The 15,844-nt window shown below is 57.1% G+C and carries 23 protein-coding genes; 15 read left to right on the forward strand and 8 right to left on the reverse strand.

The features are described 5' to 3' along the window. Nucleotides 1-54: 54 nt before the first annotated feature. On the forward strand, nucleotides 55-279 hold the full coding sequence (locus IPM20_12365; protein ID MBK9132415.1) for a hypothetical protein: 225 nt from the start codon (nucleotides 55-57) through the stop codon (nucleotides 277-279). A gap of 247 nt (nucleotides 280-526) precedes the next feature. On the opposite strand, the gene IPM20_12370 is transcribed toward IPM20_12365, so the two are convergent. The 5 genes from IPM20_12370 to IPM20_12390 all read right to left on the reverse strand — a co-directional run bounded on the left by IPM20_12370 (nucleotide 527) and on the right by IPM20_12390 (nucleotide 3,560). Then, a complete protein-coding gene (locus tag IPM20_12370) occupies nucleotides 527-1,510 on the reverse strand; it encodes a hypothetical protein (GenBank protein MBK9132416.1) in 984 nt (327 codons plus the stop codon). Between the two features lie 56 nt (nucleotides 1,511-1,566). Beyond that, entirely contained in the window at nucleotides 1,567-1,887 is a 321-nt protein-coding gene (locus IPM20_12375) for a hypothetical protein (protein ID MBK9132417.1), read from the reverse strand. Nucleotides 1,888-1,947: 60 nt separating this feature from the next. After that, a complete protein-coding gene (locus IPM20_12380) occupies nucleotides 1,948-2,250 on the reverse strand; it encodes a hypothetical protein (protein MBK9132418.1) in 303 nt (100 codons plus the stop codon). A gap of 447 nt (nucleotides 2,251-2,697) precedes the next feature. Then, entirely contained in the window at nucleotides 2,698-3,072 is a 375-nt protein-coding gene (locus IPM20_12385; protein MBK9132419.1) for a hypothetical protein, read from the reverse strand. 287 nt (nucleotides 3,073-3,359) lie between these two features. Next, nucleotides 3,360-3,560: a hypothetical protein gene (locus IPM20_12390; GenBank protein MBK9132420.1), complete on the reverse strand. Its 201-nt coding sequence runs from the start codon at nucleotides 3,558-3,560 to the stop codon at nucleotides 3,360-3,362. A 118-nt stretch (nucleotides 3,561-3,678) separates the two neighbouring features. On the opposite strand from IPM20_12390, the gene IPM20_12395 reads away from it, so the two are divergent. The 14 genes from IPM20_12395 to traW all read left to right on the forward strand — a co-directional run bounded on the left by IPM20_12395 (nucleotide 3,679) and on the right by traW (nucleotide 13,926). Then, nucleotides 3,679-4,224, forward strand: coding sequence for a hypothetical protein (locus tag IPM20_12395; GenBank protein ID MBK9132421.1), 546 nt, complete (start codon nucleotides 3,679-3,681; stop codon nucleotides 4,222-4,224). 349 nt (nucleotides 4,225-4,573) lie between these two features. Continuing rightward, nucleotides 4,574-5,116: a lytic transglycosylase domain-containing protein gene (locus IPM20_12400; protein ID MBK9132422.1), complete on the forward strand. Its 543-nt coding sequence runs from the start codon at nucleotides 4,574-4,576 to the stop codon at nucleotides 5,114-5,116. Nucleotides 5,117-5,150: 34 nt separating this feature from the next. Beyond that, nucleotides 5,151-5,699 (forward strand): OmpA family protein, encoded by a 549-nt coding sequence (locus IPM20_12405; GenBank protein ID MBK9132423.1) that lies wholly within the window; start codon nucleotides 5,151-5,153, stop codon nucleotides 5,697-5,699. After that, nucleotides 5,696-5,995, forward strand: coding sequence for a conjugal transfer protein TraB (locus tag IPM20_12410; GenBank protein ID MBK9132424.1), 300 nt, complete (start codon nucleotides 5,696-5,698; stop codon nucleotides 5,993-5,995). Before IPM20_12405 ends, IPM20_12410 begins: the two co-directional genes overlap by 4 nt. A 3-nt stretch (nucleotides 5,996-5,998) precedes the next feature. Beyond that, nucleotides 5,999-6,286: a type IV conjugative transfer system protein TraL gene (traL, locus tag IPM20_12415; GenBank protein MBK9132425.1), complete on the forward strand. Its 288-nt coding sequence runs from the start codon at nucleotides 5,999-6,001 to the stop codon at nucleotides 6,284-6,286. Then, nucleotides 6,283-6,882 carry a type IV conjugative transfer system protein TraE gene (gene traE / locus IPM20_12420; protein MBK9132426.1) on the forward strand — a complete coding sequence of 200 codons (600 nt, stop codon included), beginning with the start codon at nucleotides 6,283-6,285 and terminating at the stop codon, nucleotides 6,880-6,882. The genes traL and traE overlap by 4 nt, the downstream gene beginning before the upstream one ends. Then, a complete protein-coding gene (locus tag IPM20_12425; protein MBK9132427.1) occupies nucleotides 6,833-7,540 on the forward strand; it encodes a type-F conjugative transfer system secretin TraK in 708 nt (235 codons plus the stop codon). Before traE ends, IPM20_12425 begins: the two co-directional genes overlap by 50 nt. Next, a complete protein-coding gene (locus IPM20_12430) occupies nucleotides 7,541-8,827 on the forward strand; it encodes a hypothetical protein (GenBank protein ID MBK9132428.1) in 1,287 nt (428 codons plus the stop codon). Next, nucleotides 8,824-9,588 carry a DsbC family protein gene (locus IPM20_12435; protein ID MBK9132429.1) on the forward strand — a complete coding sequence of 255 codons (765 nt, stop codon included), beginning with the start codon at nucleotides 8,824-8,826 and terminating at the stop codon, nucleotides 9,586-9,588. Before IPM20_12430 ends, IPM20_12435 begins: the two co-directional genes overlap by 4 nt. Continuing rightward, nucleotides 9,581-9,955, forward strand: a complete 375-nt coding sequence (locus IPM20_12440) for a TraV family lipoprotein (GenBank protein ID MBK9132430.1) — start codon at nucleotides 9,581-9,583, stop codon at nucleotides 9,953-9,955. The genes IPM20_12435 and IPM20_12440 overlap by 8 nt, the downstream gene beginning before the upstream one ends. Further along, nucleotides 9,952-12,486 (forward strand): type IV secretion system protein TraC, encoded by a 2,535-nt coding sequence (traC, locus tag IPM20_12445; GenBank protein ID MBK9132431.1) that lies wholly within the window; start codon nucleotides 9,952-9,954, stop codon nucleotides 12,484-12,486. The genes IPM20_12440 and traC overlap by 4 nt, the downstream gene beginning before the upstream one ends. Beyond that, nucleotides 12,487-12,816 (forward strand): TrbI F-type domain-containing protein, encoded by a 330-nt coding sequence (locus IPM20_12450; protein ID MBK9132432.1) that lies wholly within the window; start codon nucleotides 12,487-12,489, stop codon nucleotides 12,814-12,816. Further along, on the forward strand, nucleotides 12,813-13,343 hold the full coding sequence (lepB, locus tag IPM20_12455) for a signal peptidase I (protein MBK9132433.1): 531 nt from the start codon (nucleotides 12,813-12,815) through the stop codon (nucleotides 13,341-13,343). Before IPM20_12450 ends, lepB begins: the two co-directional genes overlap by 4 nt. Further along, entirely contained in the window at nucleotides 13,282-13,926 is a 645-nt protein-coding gene (gene traW, locus IPM20_12460) for a type-F conjugative transfer system protein TraW (GenBank protein MBK9132434.1), read from the forward strand. Before lepB ends, traW begins: the two co-directional genes overlap by 62 nt. A gap of 99 nt (nucleotides 13,927-14,025) precedes the next feature. On the opposite strand, the gene IPM20_12465 is transcribed toward traW, so the two are convergent. Genes IPM20_12465 through IPM20_12475 form a run of 3 tightly spaced genes read right to left on the reverse strand, consistent with a single transcriptional unit; the run spans nucleotide 14,026 to nucleotide 15,814 of the window. After that, complete coding sequence (locus IPM20_12465; GenBank protein ID MBK9132435.1) at nucleotides 14,026-14,829, reverse strand: ImmA/IrrE family metallo-endopeptidase; 804 nt, start codon at nucleotides 14,827-14,829, stop codon at nucleotides 14,026-14,028. Continuing rightward, a complete protein-coding gene (locus tag IPM20_12470; GenBank protein ID MBK9132436.1) occupies nucleotides 14,826-15,224 on the reverse strand; it encodes a hypothetical protein in 399 nt (132 codons plus the stop codon). The genes IPM20_12465 and IPM20_12470 overlap by 4 nt, the downstream gene beginning before the upstream one ends. Next, nucleotides 15,221-15,814: a sigma-70 family RNA polymerase sigma factor gene (locus IPM20_12475; GenBank protein MBK9132437.1), complete on the reverse strand. Its 594-nt coding sequence runs from the start codon at nucleotides 15,812-15,814 to the stop codon at nucleotides 15,221-15,223. Before IPM20_12475 ends, IPM20_12470 begins: the two co-directional genes overlap by 4 nt. Nucleotides 15,815-15,844 lie beyond the last annotated feature (30 nt).

Raw genomic sequence — 15,844 nt, forward strand, 5'->3', positions numbered from 1 at the left:
CGGTGATGATGGCGAACCTGTCATCACCCTCCTGTTACCTGGGGAGGACTGATCATGACGATGGGCGATCAGATGCGGCAGCGCTATCCGAGACTCCTCCGGTCCGTGCAACGGGTCCATGGCTTGAGCGAGGCCGCGGCCCTGACTGTCCTGGTGGAGTACGCGATCTTCGGCATCACGGACGACACCATTGAAACCCACCTGGCCTCCCTCGGAGGCCCGCTGGTCATACTCCGACACGGAATCAGCCGGCGTCATTGTCACCCCACCGACCGTTAGGGCGAACACTCGCCTCCCCGCGGAAAGATCAGTCTTTCCGCGGGGACGGTCATTCACTGCCCGGCGGCGAACGGGAAAGAGCGGCACTGCTCGTCCGGAGCCCGCGAAGTGAAGGCTGAACAGACTGCACGTTGGCCATAGTAGACCGAACGGGATACGGCCACCGCCTAGTTCAATACTTCCAGTAAGGTGGGAAAATATAGGAGGAGACACTCCTGCGTCTCCTCCCTAATTACTAATCGTATCGTTAGTTGCAATTAGCTCGCGATGCTTGCGAGCTTGTTCTATCCGTTATTAGCCAATAATTCGGCGAGCCATTAGTGTTGTAGCACACCTCCTTATCCGCTATCGAATCATAATTTTTGACCTGAACAATCGCGTAAGTGCCGTTGGCTGCATACGTCGATGTGGTTTGGTTCTTATCATGTATGATCCTGATGTTGCTAGGTGTGGTCGCTACAATATCGTTACCAGAAACGTTATTAGTATCGACCACCGTATTAACGCCGTATGTAGTACCTGTAAAGCTATAAGAAACTACCGTGCCAGTTGCATCCCTAATTACTTTAAGCGAGTTAGGGATTAACACTACAATTTCACCACCTGCTGAACCATTGGTATCTACTACGCTATTTATTGCGTAGGTTGTGCCAGGAAATGAATACGTTCTCACTGTACCGCTGGCGTCCTTAATTACTTTAATTGCATTAGGTATGGTCACTACGATTTCATTCCCGGCAGCACCATTAGTATCTGCAACGCTATTGATACCGTACGTTGTGCCCAGGAATGGATAGGACGATATACTGCCGTTTGAATCATGGATGACATTAACGTAATTTGGCATAGTCACAATAATTTCATTACCTGCAACACTATTCGTATTCGATACACTATGGATGGCATAAGTAGTGCTCGGGTAATTGTAATTACCCATACTTGCAAGCCGGTCATTAATTACAGTAATTATGTTCGGCCTAACAACCACGACTTCCAAGCCCGTAACACCATCAGTGTCACTTAGCGTATATACTGCAAATGTACCGCTGATGTTGTACGTTTTTGTAGTGCCTAAATTTGGATGATAAATCTGGATGCTCGATGTCGTGGTAGTGACCGTATCCGAGACACCATCTCCATTGGTGTCACCATAGTAAGTAGCAGCGAATGCAAGGCCCGGCAAAGCAAACAGCACGTAAAGCAAAGCAATCAAGTTCATTTTAGCCTTCATGGCAATCTCCCTGTCACTATGATTTTCGAAATGATTAGATCGTTTATTCCCGTCTTCTATTCGAATATCTGGCTGGGGTCTGTAACGACCTCACCAGATGAGGTGAACCCTAAGACAGGAGACAAATAAGTTGTGTTACGATCTTCTGAGGAAGGGAAATAGCCATTAGCAGTTAATACATCATCGTCAACAGTCTCTCCGACTGTCGGCGAATCTTCAGACTCAATAACCACAGCATTTTCAGTGATGGTGGCTTCAAATGTGTCATCAACAACAGTAACATCGTCAGAGTATGTAATTTCAGCACTAAGATCATCCGCAACAACTACATTAGATATTGGGAATATAAATGCGGCAGCAACTAACCATGTCTTCATTTTATCCTCCGTAATCAGATTAAATCCGAACTTCGCCATAACCGCTTTTATTCAACTACGTTACTCATCCATGATTTGAAGCATCGCGTATTTCGTTTGAGCGCCCCTTCTAATTCGGCATTGGACCTCCACATTTTTGTCTCCTACACGCCAACTTCCTTTGACGTTAAGGATATTTCCTTCATCCCAATATGAAGCAGACCAATTACGTGGCTCAATATCCTGAGCGATAAAATAAGCCTCTGACTCTGATTTGCACCATTCACGAAGCTGCGTTGAATTGTCGATTGGAACTTCATCGTCATCATAGGCCAAGACGTTTCCTGATAGAAGAATTATCATCAAACAGAACGAACGCTTCATGTAGCATCTCTCCTTAAGACTAATAAAATTAAAAACAGACGCATTTCAATGAGCGTCACAATTGTTATATCGATAACCCTAAAAGGCAATAGATTTTGGATGTAATAGAAAGTTATACCTATCGACCAGAAAATGTCCTATATCATTTATACACATTTTCCCATGAAGCATTCTTTGAGTTCGATCGACTGATGCCCAATCTGCGTAATGCTACATCTGTCATATTTCTGAAGCGATTTTAGGTCGATGAATAGTTGACTGGTTACGTCGTATATTCACGAATATTTTTGGATGCAAAAGAAAGAGCGCCCGGCAGCGAACGGGGGAAATCGGAATAGCTTCCGTTTAACAGACTACATGGTGATCAAGGAGGATCGAAAGGATACGGCCATCACAATGGATGCGGGGCACTAATTGTGCCCAGCCAATCAGAAAATATATTCGTTACTAATTTTGATCGAGCAATTTCATTTTTGATACGTGGTACACAGATATATATGAACACTCCGCTCCCACAACAGGGTATCCCATTACAGTCACCTTTTCCTTCTTGTCTGCCGCTGTTTCAAGCGCTTTAGCTGCGTCAGCATTGCGCCCTTTGAGTCTATAAATTCCCAACGGGGTATGAATAAGATGTGTGCCACCATCCATGCAATAACCGAATTGCTGAAGCGACGTGATAATACCTGAAAGCGATGTCGGAACCTGTATTTCCCCTGAAGTGCCTTGCATATTGTCATGTGCGGGCGAATCCGCAGAAAATACAGGAAATGCAGGAATTGTTATGGCCAGGGAAATCAAAGACGCTCTTATTAAATTCATTGTCATCCCCTTATTATGCGGAGGCTCTCGAAGGCGGCCTCCATTGCCTGTCGCGGAGTATAGGAAGAATAAACACCCATATTGCCCACGTCCAGCGTTCTCTCACCGCCGATACCTTGCATGGTGGACGTTCGATGCCGTGGATTCCGCCCTGAATTCTGCCCCCGGCACCCCCCAAACTCGAGCCACTTCATCCTGAAATACCACCCCGCCTGACCGTGCGGCCGAACGGAACCCTGCCATGCTGCCGGTCGCAGCATCGTAAGTCAATCTGTGGATTCAGGGCGTCAGCGGAACAGGTCGGCTTGTTCGCCGGTCGGCGGCGCCCGGCTTTCGGGCAACGGGAAGGGTTCGTGGGTTTCCTCTGTGCTCTTCAGGTGAGCGAGGATCTTCTGGATCACCGCCGGGTCTTCGATGCTGGCGATGATCCTGACCGGGCCGCCGCAGGCCTGGCAGGTCTCGATGTCGATATTGAAAACGTGATTCAAGCACTATGCCCAGCTCATGGATGTGCACCGTTCAGCGGGCGTGGAAACTGCCGACCTTCGTGCATCCTCGTGAGTAAAATGAGAAACTTAAGCTCAAACATTCACCCTGGGTATATCGATGTCCAGAGCCAGTGACACTTTCGCACAATCGATCCTTGATGCGGAATATTTGCTCAAGCACTTCAACACACCACATACGAAGCCACCCTCGCCGGAATTTGAGGTGTTGAAGCGGGCGGGGTTGATCATGGCAATGACTGCTTGGGAAACATACGTCGAAGACCGGGTCTTGGATGCGGCCGATGAGCGGTTGCGCGAATTGCCGGACAGTCCAATTTCTACCTTCGTTCAGTCCAAGCTCGATGATGAAATCAAAAGGCTGCACAACCCAACGTCCGACAAAGCTATTCAACTGTTTCGTGACTATGCTGGAGTCGATCTCACGGGAAAATGGTCATGGAACAACAATGACGAAAATACTGTACGTGACCGCCTGAATCAGTACATGAAACTACGGGGTGACGTCGTCCACCGATCACGAACCATCACGCCGGGGCCGCCGAAAGCTCATCCAGTTACCAAGGAAGATCTGGTAAAGGCGATTCGTTTTCTAAAGAGTCTCGTTCAAGCAACTGAAAGCGCATTTCATCTGGCCGACAAGTAGATTGCCCGGATTCCGACGGGCGGTGGCTATTTACTCGTCCGTGCTTTCTGGTATGCCGTAAGGGTATGCCACCATCAAGTCGACCTCATCTTATTCCGCTGGCGTAACTTTGCATTGGCCATTCTCGTCTTCCAAAGATTAATCCGTCAGTACTTTGAGTAATAGCCCTTTCAATCCATCCCCATAAATCCATTCCTGAATCGAGTAAGGTTTTTACTTCCGCATCCGTCTCCTTTCAGCAAAGATGCTGGCCACACCGGGTATCGCGCTCGCCTGATCAGGCGAGACCAACGAGGTTGGCCTATGAAACACAACATATTATCCCTTCGATATTTCAGTGAATCGACCCATGTCACACCCGGTGACAAGTCGACTCGAGCGATTTAACTGTTCTGTGAACATAAAGGATTGGTTATGGAACTGGATCATAACATTCGCAATATTCCTGGCGCCCATAATCACCCTTGCGGATCCGCTAACCGCGTGCTTCACCGCAGCCGGTCAGCGATATGGCATCGCTCCAGTACTCCTGCAGGCCATGGCCGCCGCGGAAAGTGGTTTCGATCCGCGTGCGATTCATATCAACACCAACGGATCGTCCGATCTGGGTCTGATGCAGATCAATTCCCGATGGTTTCCCGTCTTGAAAGAGTATGCCATCACGCCGGCAGATCTCTGGGATCCCTGCCTGAACATTCATGTCGGCGCGTGGATCCTGGCCGGAAACATTCAGCGCTACGGGTATGGCTGGCTGGCCATCGGCGCCTACAACGCCGGCACAAGACACGGACCGGAACCGGACAGGCGGCGTAAGGCGTATGCGGCTCGGGTTTATCGGCATTTGCCTTGCGGTCACAGCCGGTTGTGCGATGGCACCGCCAGGCGGGACTGAATCGAATGCAACCGTACGTCTTGGTATCACACAAATGCCCGATGACAAGGGTGAGCGTATTTTCATGATCTGCGCCAACTGCCCGGCTCCGACCGTGAAGACTCCGATCAGTCGTAGCATTGCCATGATCGAGGCTATCGAGAAGACAACTCCTATCGTCAATATACGGCCGACAAGAGATTCTGATCCCCAGCCGCAGGTTCTGCACATCGCCCATTTCGCCTTCGGAACCGCGCTGCCCTCGGCCTCAGAAAAACAGGCCTTGCGTGATCTGCTCCCCAGATTGGAACACCAACGCCTCGTACTCACCGGCTATACCGACAGCGCAGGCCCACAGGATTTCAACGAATGGCTGGCGTTACGCCGTGCCCAGTACCTGAAAGAGTATCTCGTAGCCATCGGCCTCGAGGGCGATGCCATCGAGGTCAGCGGCCAGGGGCAATGCTGTTACCTGCAATCCAATGACACGGACGCCGGTCGCTCCGCCAACCGGCGCACCGAGCTGCGGATCAGTTCCCTCCCGTTTTCGACGCTCCACCCCGATCCATCACCTTCATCCCAACCCAAAGGAGAACTACCATGAAACTGTCTGCTCAGCGCATTCCTGCCTATGTACCCGCCCTGCTCATCCTGATGATTCCACTGGCCGCCTTGGGATCAACAACGGGCGCGGAATTCCAGATCGCCTATCAGTTCTTCTACGACGCGGCGACCGGTTACCTCGGCCGCGGTATCGCCATCGTCGGTGGCCTGATCGGGCTGGGCTACGGCGCCGCCAAGGGCAGCCCGTTGCCCGCGGTACTCGGCGTGATCCTCGCGGTGTTTGGCGCGCTCGGTCCGACCATCATCGATGCGGTCTTTGGATCCGCGGTGGTGTAATCGATGGATCAGGAACACTACCTCATCCCCCGCCGGCTGGATGATCCGGTTCAGTTCTTCTTCTGGGACGCGGACGAGGCCATCCTCGTGATCTTCTTCACGCTGATGGGTGCGCTGCTCGGTCAGATCCTGGTCGGCATCGCGGTCGGCCTGCTGCTGTCACGGGCGTTCGCCCGGGTGAAGGCGGACGGCGGCCGGGGCGTGATCACCCGCTTCCTCTACTGGTACACGCCATCGCAGTGGTGGTTTCGCGGCCGTGCCGCAAGCCACGTGCGGGAGTACGTGGGATGAGGGAGGGTCGGTACCGCTCGCTGTTCGCGGACACGCTGTGGCGTCGCAACCTGTGGATGGCCATCGCAGTGGCGATGGCCATCTCCAACATCGCGCTCACGTTCTGGGTGATCAACACCGATGTGCGGGAAAAGACCATCGTCGTCCCGCCGGCGTTCGAGAAGGCCTTCTGGGTGCACGGCAATGAGGTCTCGCCTGAGTACCTGGAGCAGATGGCGGTGTTCTTCGCCGGGCTCGCGCTCACCTACAACCCCGATAACGTCGGCCACCAGGCCGGTCTGTTCCTGCGCTACGCGGACCCGGAATCCTACGGCGCGCTCGCCTCGCGCCTGCAGGGCGATGCGGCGAAGGTCGAGCGCAATCGCCTGTCCTCGGTGTTCTATCCGCAGGAGATCCGGATCAAGGGACATCTGGCGGCGCTCTCCGGTCAGTTGACAACGCTGGTGGGCAATAAACAGACCGAACAACGTCAGGCGAGGTTCCTCATCGGATTCGAGTACCGCGAGGGGCGACTCTTTGTATCGAAATTCACGGAGGTGCAAGACAGTGGGAATCCGTTTGCTGCTGATAACGGCGCTGCTCGGACTGAGCCTTGAGGCCCAGGCCCTGCAGCTGGTCGAGGTGACCGACGGCCAGACCGTCACCATCAAGGTCTCCACCCGGGACCTCACCCGCATCGCCATGGCGGACGGCGGGCGGATCGTGCGCGTCTGGGGCATGGAGGATCACCTGCAAGTGGAGCCCGACAAGGAGAGCGGTCAGTTGTTCCTGCGGCCGGTGCCCGGCATGGCCGGCCAGGCGTTCAGTTTCTTCCTCCGCGACGACCAGGGCGCGACCCACACCCTCCTCGCGGTGCCCGTGGACATGCCGTCGGACACGGTGCTGCTGCGCACCCAATCCCATGCGGGTGATGCCCATGCGGTATCCGACGCACGATCGAGCCCCTATATCGAGTCGATCCAGCACTTGATCCGGGCGATGGCGCGTGGCGCGGTCCCGGAGGGCTACGTCCCCACCACCGAGAAGCGGGAAGTCCCGCTGTGGTCGGAGGCCAAGGTCGTTGAGATCCTCCGCTATACCGGGGATTTCACTGGAGAGATCTACCGGCTCACCAATACCTCGACTCAGGACATGCGGCTGGATGAGCGGGAAGTCGCGGCGCTCGCCACCGACATCAAGGCGGTGGCCATCCAGGACCACGTATTGGCGCCCGCGCAAAGCACCCGACTCTACCTGGTCAGGGAGGGTCGCTAGATGGAGGACAGCGCCCGCATCAAACGACGCCAGATCGGGCTAACCCTCGCCGCAGTCACGGCCGTGGTGTCGCTGGTGGTATTGGGGCTCTACCTCTCCGACCCCTCCCGGCGCATCAAACAGGCGGCGGGCGCCGGTGAGATCGTGAAGAGCTATCGCACACCCGCACAAAGCCTCGATCCCAGCGAGGTGTGGATCACGCGGTCGGAGACGGAACTCCATGATCTCAAGCACACCAACGAGGAACTGCGCCGTGACCTCACCGAGCTCCGCGACAAGCTCGAGCGCCTGCGGCGCCCGCAAGAGGAATCCAGCCGTCCCCTCGACCGGGCATTACCGCCGCTCCCGCCCCCGCCGCTCCCCACCCCGGATCTGTCGTTCGGCAAGGAGCCCGCGGCGCGGACCGACAGCGACAACGCATCGGCTTCCCTGGCCCAGCCGTTCCTCCCGCCACCCCCGTCACCGCCCAAAAGGGGTGACAGCGGCAACCCACGGGGAGCCACCCCGAGAAACACCCTCGGCTCCAGCATCCTGGTCGTTGATCTAACCGCGGAGTCGAATGTCACGACGACACATAAAACCGCGGGCGACACATCAGAGCCCGCCGGCAAGACCAGCGGCCACGATATCCACAACTTCCTGCCCGCCGGTGCGTTTGCCCAGGCGGTGATGCTCTCCGGACTCGATGCGCCGACCGGCGGGCTCGCCAAGACCAATCCCCAGCCGGTGCTGCTGCGCCTGCTGGACCACGGCACACTGCCCAATCGTTTCCGCTCCCGCATCCAGGAATGCTTCGTCACCGCCGCAGGCTACGGGGATCTCGCCTCGGAGCGCGCGTATCTGCGCCTCGAAAAGCTGAGCTGCGTGCTGCGCTCGGGGGAGGTCCTCGAAGCCGCCCTCAAGGGCTTCGTCACCGGCGAAGACGGCAAGGCGGGGCTGCGCGGCCGGGTGGTGAGTAAGCAGGGGCAGATGATCGCCCGGGCACTGATCGCCGGCGTGGCCGGGGGGATCGGCAGCGGTGTGGCCCAGTCATTTACCTCGTTGTCCACCAACGCGCTCGGGAATGTGCAAAGCATCGATCCCGGCAGGATCGCGCAATACGGTGTGGCCAATGGCTTTGCCTCGGCACTGGATCGCATCTCCCAGTGGTATCTGGAACGGGCCAACGAAATCTATCCCGTGCTCGAGGTGGATGCCGGCCGCCGCGTGGAGGTGGTCTTGAACGAGGGACTGGAGCTTGGCGTGGATTTGCATGACACGGGTAATAACACGGGAGAAACACCATGAAGAAATATCAACGCGCTTTGCTCGCACTGACCGCGATGCTGACGGCCCTGCTCGGGCCGGCAATCCCCGGGGCGGCGCAGGATTTTGCGCCCATCGAACAGGCCATCCGTCAGGCCCTGCCATCAACCAAGATCGATGCCATCCGTCCGTCCCCGATCCCGGGATTGATGGAGGTCGAAGCGGGTCGCAACGTTCTGTACGCGGACACCTCGGGACGGTGGTTGATGGTGGGCCACCTCTACGATCTGAAGACCTCTCATGATGTGACCGCCGAGCGCATCGATGCGCTGGCGCGCCTGAACTGGGGGGAGCTGCCGCTGGAGGCGGCGGTGCACTACGGCAACGGCCCCTTGAAGCTCGCCGTGTTCTCCGACCCCGAGTGTCCCTGGTGCCGCAAACTCCATGAATGGTTGCGCGATGTCAAAGGCATCGAGGTGTGGGAGATTATGTTTCCCGTCACCGAGCTGCATCCGGGCGCGCGCGACAAGGCGGTCAGCCTGCTCTGCCACCCGCGTCCGGTTGAGGCCCTCACACAAATCATGGCGGGACAGGCGCTGAAGGGCGAGGTCGCCACGAAAGACTGTCTCGAGCGCGCGCAACAACGCGTGGATCAGGCGATTGCCTTTGCGCATGCCCACCATATCGAGGGGACCCCCACCCTGGTCGCCGCCGATGGACGACTCCGCAGTGGCTACCTGCCTGCGGATCAACTCAAGGCCTGGCTCGAGGAATCCCCCAGGCAGGAGGGTGGTCATGACTAAGTCTCTCGTCGTTTTCTTCCTCTTGAGTCTGCTGGCCGGTTGCGCCAGCACCCCCAGGTACGCCTGCGGACTACCCAAGGGGGTCGGCTGCAAACCCGTCGGGGAGGTTTATCAGGCCTCCCTCGCCGGGACATTGGCTCGTAACCGACCCGGCCAGGAAGAGAAATCCCTGGATCAGCCATCGACCCTCGCCAAAGGCGGGAACACCGCCGTCGTCGCCACGGTGAAACCGAGCGACCCGCTGCTCTCGCCGCCGAAGCAGATCCGGGTATGGATCAAACGCTGGGAGGATGCAACGGGCGATCTGCACGATGAAACCTATCTCTATCTGCGCCTCGACAACGGTGCCTGGCGGCTCACCCCATGATCCGTGTCTCCGAAGTCCGGCAACGAATCGCCAACGAGATCCGGCGGTGGTTCCAGGAAGAGTCGCCCGGGGCGGCGTATGCGGCCGGCAAACTGCCGCCGTCGCTCCGCGCCGCCCGGGATCTCACGCGCAGTCACCGATTGTCTTCGTTGCTGCCCTACGAGCGCTTCGATCCGGAGACCCAGTTGTTCCATAGCCAGGACAGCATGGGATTCATGGTGGAGACGACGCCCGCCGTCGGACTCGGGGAGAACCAGCTCAAGGTGCTGAGCGGGCTGTTCACGCAGGGATTGATACCGGGCACCTCGGTGCAGATCCTGCTCTACGCCTCGCCGGACATCCTCCCCCTGCTGGATCACTGGGCCCTGGCCCGGCACGCAAGCCGTCCCGACGCTCAATCCAGGATATTCGAGTTTCTCGCCGGCAAGCGCGTCGATTACCTGCGCCGCGGCAACTGGCGCTCGCTGTTTTCGGATCAACCCATGCTGGTGCGGGATTTTCGGCTGTTCATCACCGTGGTGCGCCCCGTGATCCGCGGGACCGCCTGTACCGTCGTCGAGAGCGGCTGGCTGTCGCGCACCCGGGATGCCCTCCGGGGGATACTCTCGTCGGCGGGGCTGTCCAGCCGGACGATCGATGCCGAGGCCTTCCTCAATGTGATCGATACCCTGCTGAATCCCACCCCGGGGCGGCGCGTGCCGCTGCACTGGGAAGACGACCGCCTGCTGAACGAGCAGGCGGTCGATGCGGAAACCCTGCTGCTGGTCGGACGCGACGGCCTGACCCTGAGCCGGCGCGAGCATCTCGTCGAGGTGCGGCCCTACTCGGTGCGCCAGTACCCGCAGACCTGGGCCGGGTGGGGCATGAGCGATCTCATCGGCGATCTGTTCGGCAACTCCCTGCGGCTGCCCTGCCCGTTTCTCTACACCCTCACGGTGCACATGCCGGACCAGGTCTCGGCGGCGCATGGCGCCAAGATGAAGGCGGCCCGCGCGACCCAGATGACCGAATCGGGTATGGGGCGCTTTCTCCCCGCCTGGCGCGAACGCAAGCAGGATTGGGACTTCGTCACCCGACTGGTGGAAGACGGACACAAGCTGTTGAAATCGCATATTCAGCTGCTGTTGTTTCCGCTCCAGGGGGAAGGCGACTATGCCGAGCAACGACTCAACGCCTTGTTCGAGTCACGCGGGTGGACCCTGCAGAAGGACCGCTTCACGGCCGTGCCTGCCTTTCTCGCCGGCCTGCCGCTCATGCCGGGACCGGGCTTCGTGGAGGAGATGCGGGTGCTGGGACGTTTGCGCACCTCGCTGACCTGGTCGTGCATCAACACCGCACCGATGATCGGCGAGTGGAAGGGCACCGGCACGCCCCTCTTAATGCTGCTCGGCCGCCGCGGCCAGATCATGCACATCGATCCCTTCGACAACAAGAAGGGAAATTTCAACGTCGCCGTGGCGGCGGCGAGTGGGGCGGGTAAGAGTTTCTTCACCCAGGAGATGGTGACGAGTCTACTCGGTACTGGCGGCCGGGTCTGGGTGATCGACTCCGGGCGCAGCTACGAGCGACTGTGTCGCCTGGTCGGCGGCACCTACCTCGAGTTCTCGGAAGGCACGCAGATCAACCTCAACCCCTTCACCGGCCTGCGCGACATCGGGGAAGAGACGCCGATGCTGAAATCGGTGCTGGCGCAGATGGCTGCTCCGCACCAGGGTCTCAACAGCCTGCAGACCGCCTTTCTGGAGGAGGCCATCAAGGCCAGCTGGATCGAGAGGGGCGACCGTACCACCATCACCCAGGTCGCGGGGTGGTTGCTCGCCCACGAGGACGACAGCGCGCGCCGGGTCGGACGCATGCTCTATCCCTATACGCGGGAGGGCAGCTACGGTCATTTCTTCGAAGGCGAGGCCAATATCGATCTGAACAATCCCTTCGTGGTGCTGGAGCTTGGCGAACTCGATGCGAAACCCGACCTGCAGACCGTCGTCCTGCTGCTGCTCATGATGCGCATCACCGAGACCATGTATCTCGGCGACCGCAATCAACGCAAGCTGTGCATCATCGACGAGGCCTGGCGTTTGATGGGCAATGGCAACGCCGGTCAGTTCATCGAACAGGGGTATCGCACGGCGCGCAAGTTTGGTGGGGCGTTCATGACCATCACCCAGGGCATCGACGATTATTTCAAGTCCGGCACCTCCAAGGCCGCACTGGACAACGCCGACTGGGTGTTCCTGCTGCGCCAGAAACCCGAGTCGATCAAGGCGGCCGAGAACAGCGATCGCATCATGATGGACGACGCACTCCGAAAACTGCTCACCAGCGTGGACACCCAGCAGGGCAAGTATTCGGAGATCGCCATCATGGGTCCCGGCGGCACCACCGTCGGCCGGCTGGTGGTCGATCCCTTCGCCGAGAAGCTCTATTCCACTCGCGCCGAGGAGTATTCTGCGATCGAAGCGATGCAGCGCCAAGGAATGAGCCTGGTCGAGGCCATCGAGCAGCTGGTGAACACGGCGGAGGAACGGTAGATGAGCCGATGGCTGGCGGGGGTGTTGTTCGGGATCGCGGGCGGGCTGATCGCCCTGCTGGCCGAACGCATGCTGTACCCTCCTCCCGCGACCATTCAGGTCGACGTGGCGGCTCTGGTCTCGGAACACATGCGACGCCCCGAACTGATGAAGCTGTCGGAATCGGAACGATCGGTGGATGCGGCGCGGTTCGCCGCTCGTCTGGAACAGGAGACCGCGCGATTGGCCCACGAGTATGAAGCGGTCATACTCGCCTCTCCAGCGGTGATCACCGGCGCGCCCGATCTCACGGCCGTGTTGCGCAAGCGTCTCGAGGACAAAGCACCATGACGACCTCCGTCTGGCCTCCCGCCGCGGCAGAACTGCTGGTGAAGATCCGGCGCTTCAAGCGCTGGCTGGGCCTCACGCTCGCTATCATCGCATCGATTTGGCTGATATCCGTAGCATGTTCTCCATGGATTCGCCTCGGGATCAATGGCACAGAGAGCCTGCCGGGTCTGTTCTATTTGGTGTGGAAGAACGAGGTCCCCGAGACTCGCGGCGACCTGATCGCGTTCTATCCGCCCGCGAACCGCTTTTACTCTTCAAGAATGTTTTTCATCAAGAAGGCGATTGGCCTGCCGGGCGATATGGTCAGTCGCAAGGGAGAGGATTTCTACCTTAACGATGACTATATTGGCACCGCGAAAACACATTCACACTCCGGGGTTTTATTGAAGCCTGGTCCGACAGGCGTGATCCCGGAAGGCAAGTATTTCGTATGGACACCCCACCCTGACAGTTATGACTCCCGTTATGAAGACATTGGTTGGATTTCGAAAGAAAGTATTATCGGTCGCGCTGTGCGTCTGTTGTAGATGCGTATTCGCACAGGATCTCGGCGTTGTGGGACCTGTATACCCCATTGCCGAGCAGGATATGCTCGTGACCATCGGGAACCGTCTCAAGGCACTTGAGGAAAACGGTGGGCTAGAGCGAATTGAAGAAGAGTCGAAAGCACGGTATCAATCCTATGCGGAACGGCTCACGGGTGTCGCTTTGCCTCGCGCTACTCGGAACCGGACTTATTACGTCGATCCCAGCATTACGATTCCCTATGATATCAAGGACAGCCAAGGCCGCCTCCTATACCCGGCCGGCACGACGGTGAACCCGCTGGAACATATGAACCTCTCGAAAAAGCTGATATTTTTCGATGGCGATGACCCGGCACAAGTGGAATGGACACGATCCATACTCAAACAGAATCCGGCGCAAATAAAACTGATCCTCACCAATGGACCAGTCATGAAATTAATGAAAGAATGGCAAGCGCGATTGTATTTCGATCAGCGCAATCGGTTGGCAAGCCGGTTCGGCATTCAGGGGGTGCCGGCGGTAGTAAGTCAGGATGGGTCGCGACTTAAAGTGGTAGAACATAATCTCAACAATCGAGACTGAACTATCTTCGACTCGCTGTAATCTTGTGAATCCATCCAACATGTATCTCTATCTTTTATACTATTTTTCCATGAATGCGGGTTCCTAACGTTGTTAGGACTATCTGCGATAGCGTGTTCGCCAGTCGTCCCAATCCCTCGTGGCGTCCAGCATCTCATCCTGCAAGTACAGTAGTACTAAAACCTGTCCTGACCGATAGGGAATGCATTCTTCCCTGATCTCGTACCTGTGTGCGTCGGAGTTCTCGAACCAGACGTCCGCAGGTTGTTTTCCAGAGCCAGAAGTGGTGTTGCGCCCTCGTACGTAGTCGATAGCAAACGTATCATCATCAAGCTTTTGCTTTAACTTCCACCGTGATGGCACCATCGGAGCAGGCAAGGACCATTCCCAGCCCTCAGCCGAGTAGCAACATAAGATTACTGGAAAATCGTCCATCAAAGTGACTCGAAAAGCCATCGCCGCGTCACTTGTCGAGAAGTCTTCGGCGAGCCCGTTAATATCGTCCAGAGACAACACACGAAGCTTACCGATTTTAGGTCGCAATAATGACGTGGGCATCAGGAGGTGGGCGGAGAATTCATCCGCCTGTTTTTCCTTCCGCTTATCCGCTTTCGTGTAGTTCCCGAAGTCCTGTGCCCGGCAGTAGAACGACTGCCCACGGTGCATCGACCAGTGCCCAAACTCGTGTCCAATTGAGAATCGGTCGCGCCCCTTGTTACCCGAGGGGCTGATCGTGGCGATAGCACGGTCCCCGATGCCTAGTAGCGTTGCAGAACAACCGTTGAGCTTGCGGAATTGGACCTGCATCTCGGCATCGATGGCTATCGCTTCTACATCGATGTCCCTAGGATCGCGAATCATAAATCCATCGATGATGGACTCCGCCAGCTCTCCAGGTTTCACTCTTCGCTGTCCTCAGCGTCTGCATTGGACGCTTTTTCAAGGCTTTTGGCTTGATTAAAGAGATCCAGCACATCCGAATCTGACAACTCATTCAGGCCGCGTGCAGCAAGGGTGAGATTAGGGTGGGATTCCAGGTACCTCTTGGCCTCTTCCACAGAAGGAGGAGTAATGATTTCTCGAGTCTTTGAGACGACAGAAAGCTTGTGCTTTGCATCCGCCATGCGCAGCTTCCCAGCCTCCCCGCGCGCACTTTTTAGAAGGTGTTCACCAAGCTTGACGAGCTCTTCGGCGTTCTCGCCTTCAAGCACGTCTGTGTCGGACATTGTCCGCAGTTCTTCGACGAGTGCGTCCAGGAATTGATCATTCCTGGTTTTGTCTCCGTTGGGGTTGGTCATGGCTCACTCCGGTCTGTCTTAAGCGCGGCAAGTCGCCGGCTTAATCGCTTGCGCGTTGCGTCGTATGTTTTACTGTCCCAGCCAAGTTCCTTTGCGATATCCATACCGGTCAGACCCTCAGCAAGAGCTTCTACGAGTAATTCCAGCATTTCGTCGCCCTTGACCGCATTCTGAACTACAGCCAGGTCCGACTCGGCCTCGACCGTACGGGCAGGGTTTGTCTCCGCACTTATGCCTTCCGCAAGTGGCGAGGGTTCTTCTTTGGAGTCGTCATCAGAAGGGGCACCAACGTCGTCGGCCAAGACATAGTCCTCCTTCTTGCGCGCGTTAGACGCGATGCTCCGCATCACGCCACTGAGTATCACAAGGGTCGGGAGCTCGCGCGGCCAAGTCCGCGCTCCCGACATCAAGCGGACCATCGCTTCTTGCAGTAGGTCCTTTTCATTCATGGCCGGCAAACCATGGGCTCTTACGCGTGCGACTTTCAACGCACGGGCCATTTCGCCAGGGTCCTGCACAAAACTAGCCAATGCAGCGTTCACTTCAGAGTGCTGCAAATGTTTCGGCGGTTCGGGTTCTGGCACCAGCATAGGTCGGCCTCTTCCTGTCTTTAAGTACTT

It is taken from the genome of Gammaproteobacteria bacterium (genome assembly GCA_016716465.1).
Lineage (GTDB): Bacteria > Pseudomonadota > Gammaproteobacteria > SZUA-140 > SZUA-140 > JADJWH01.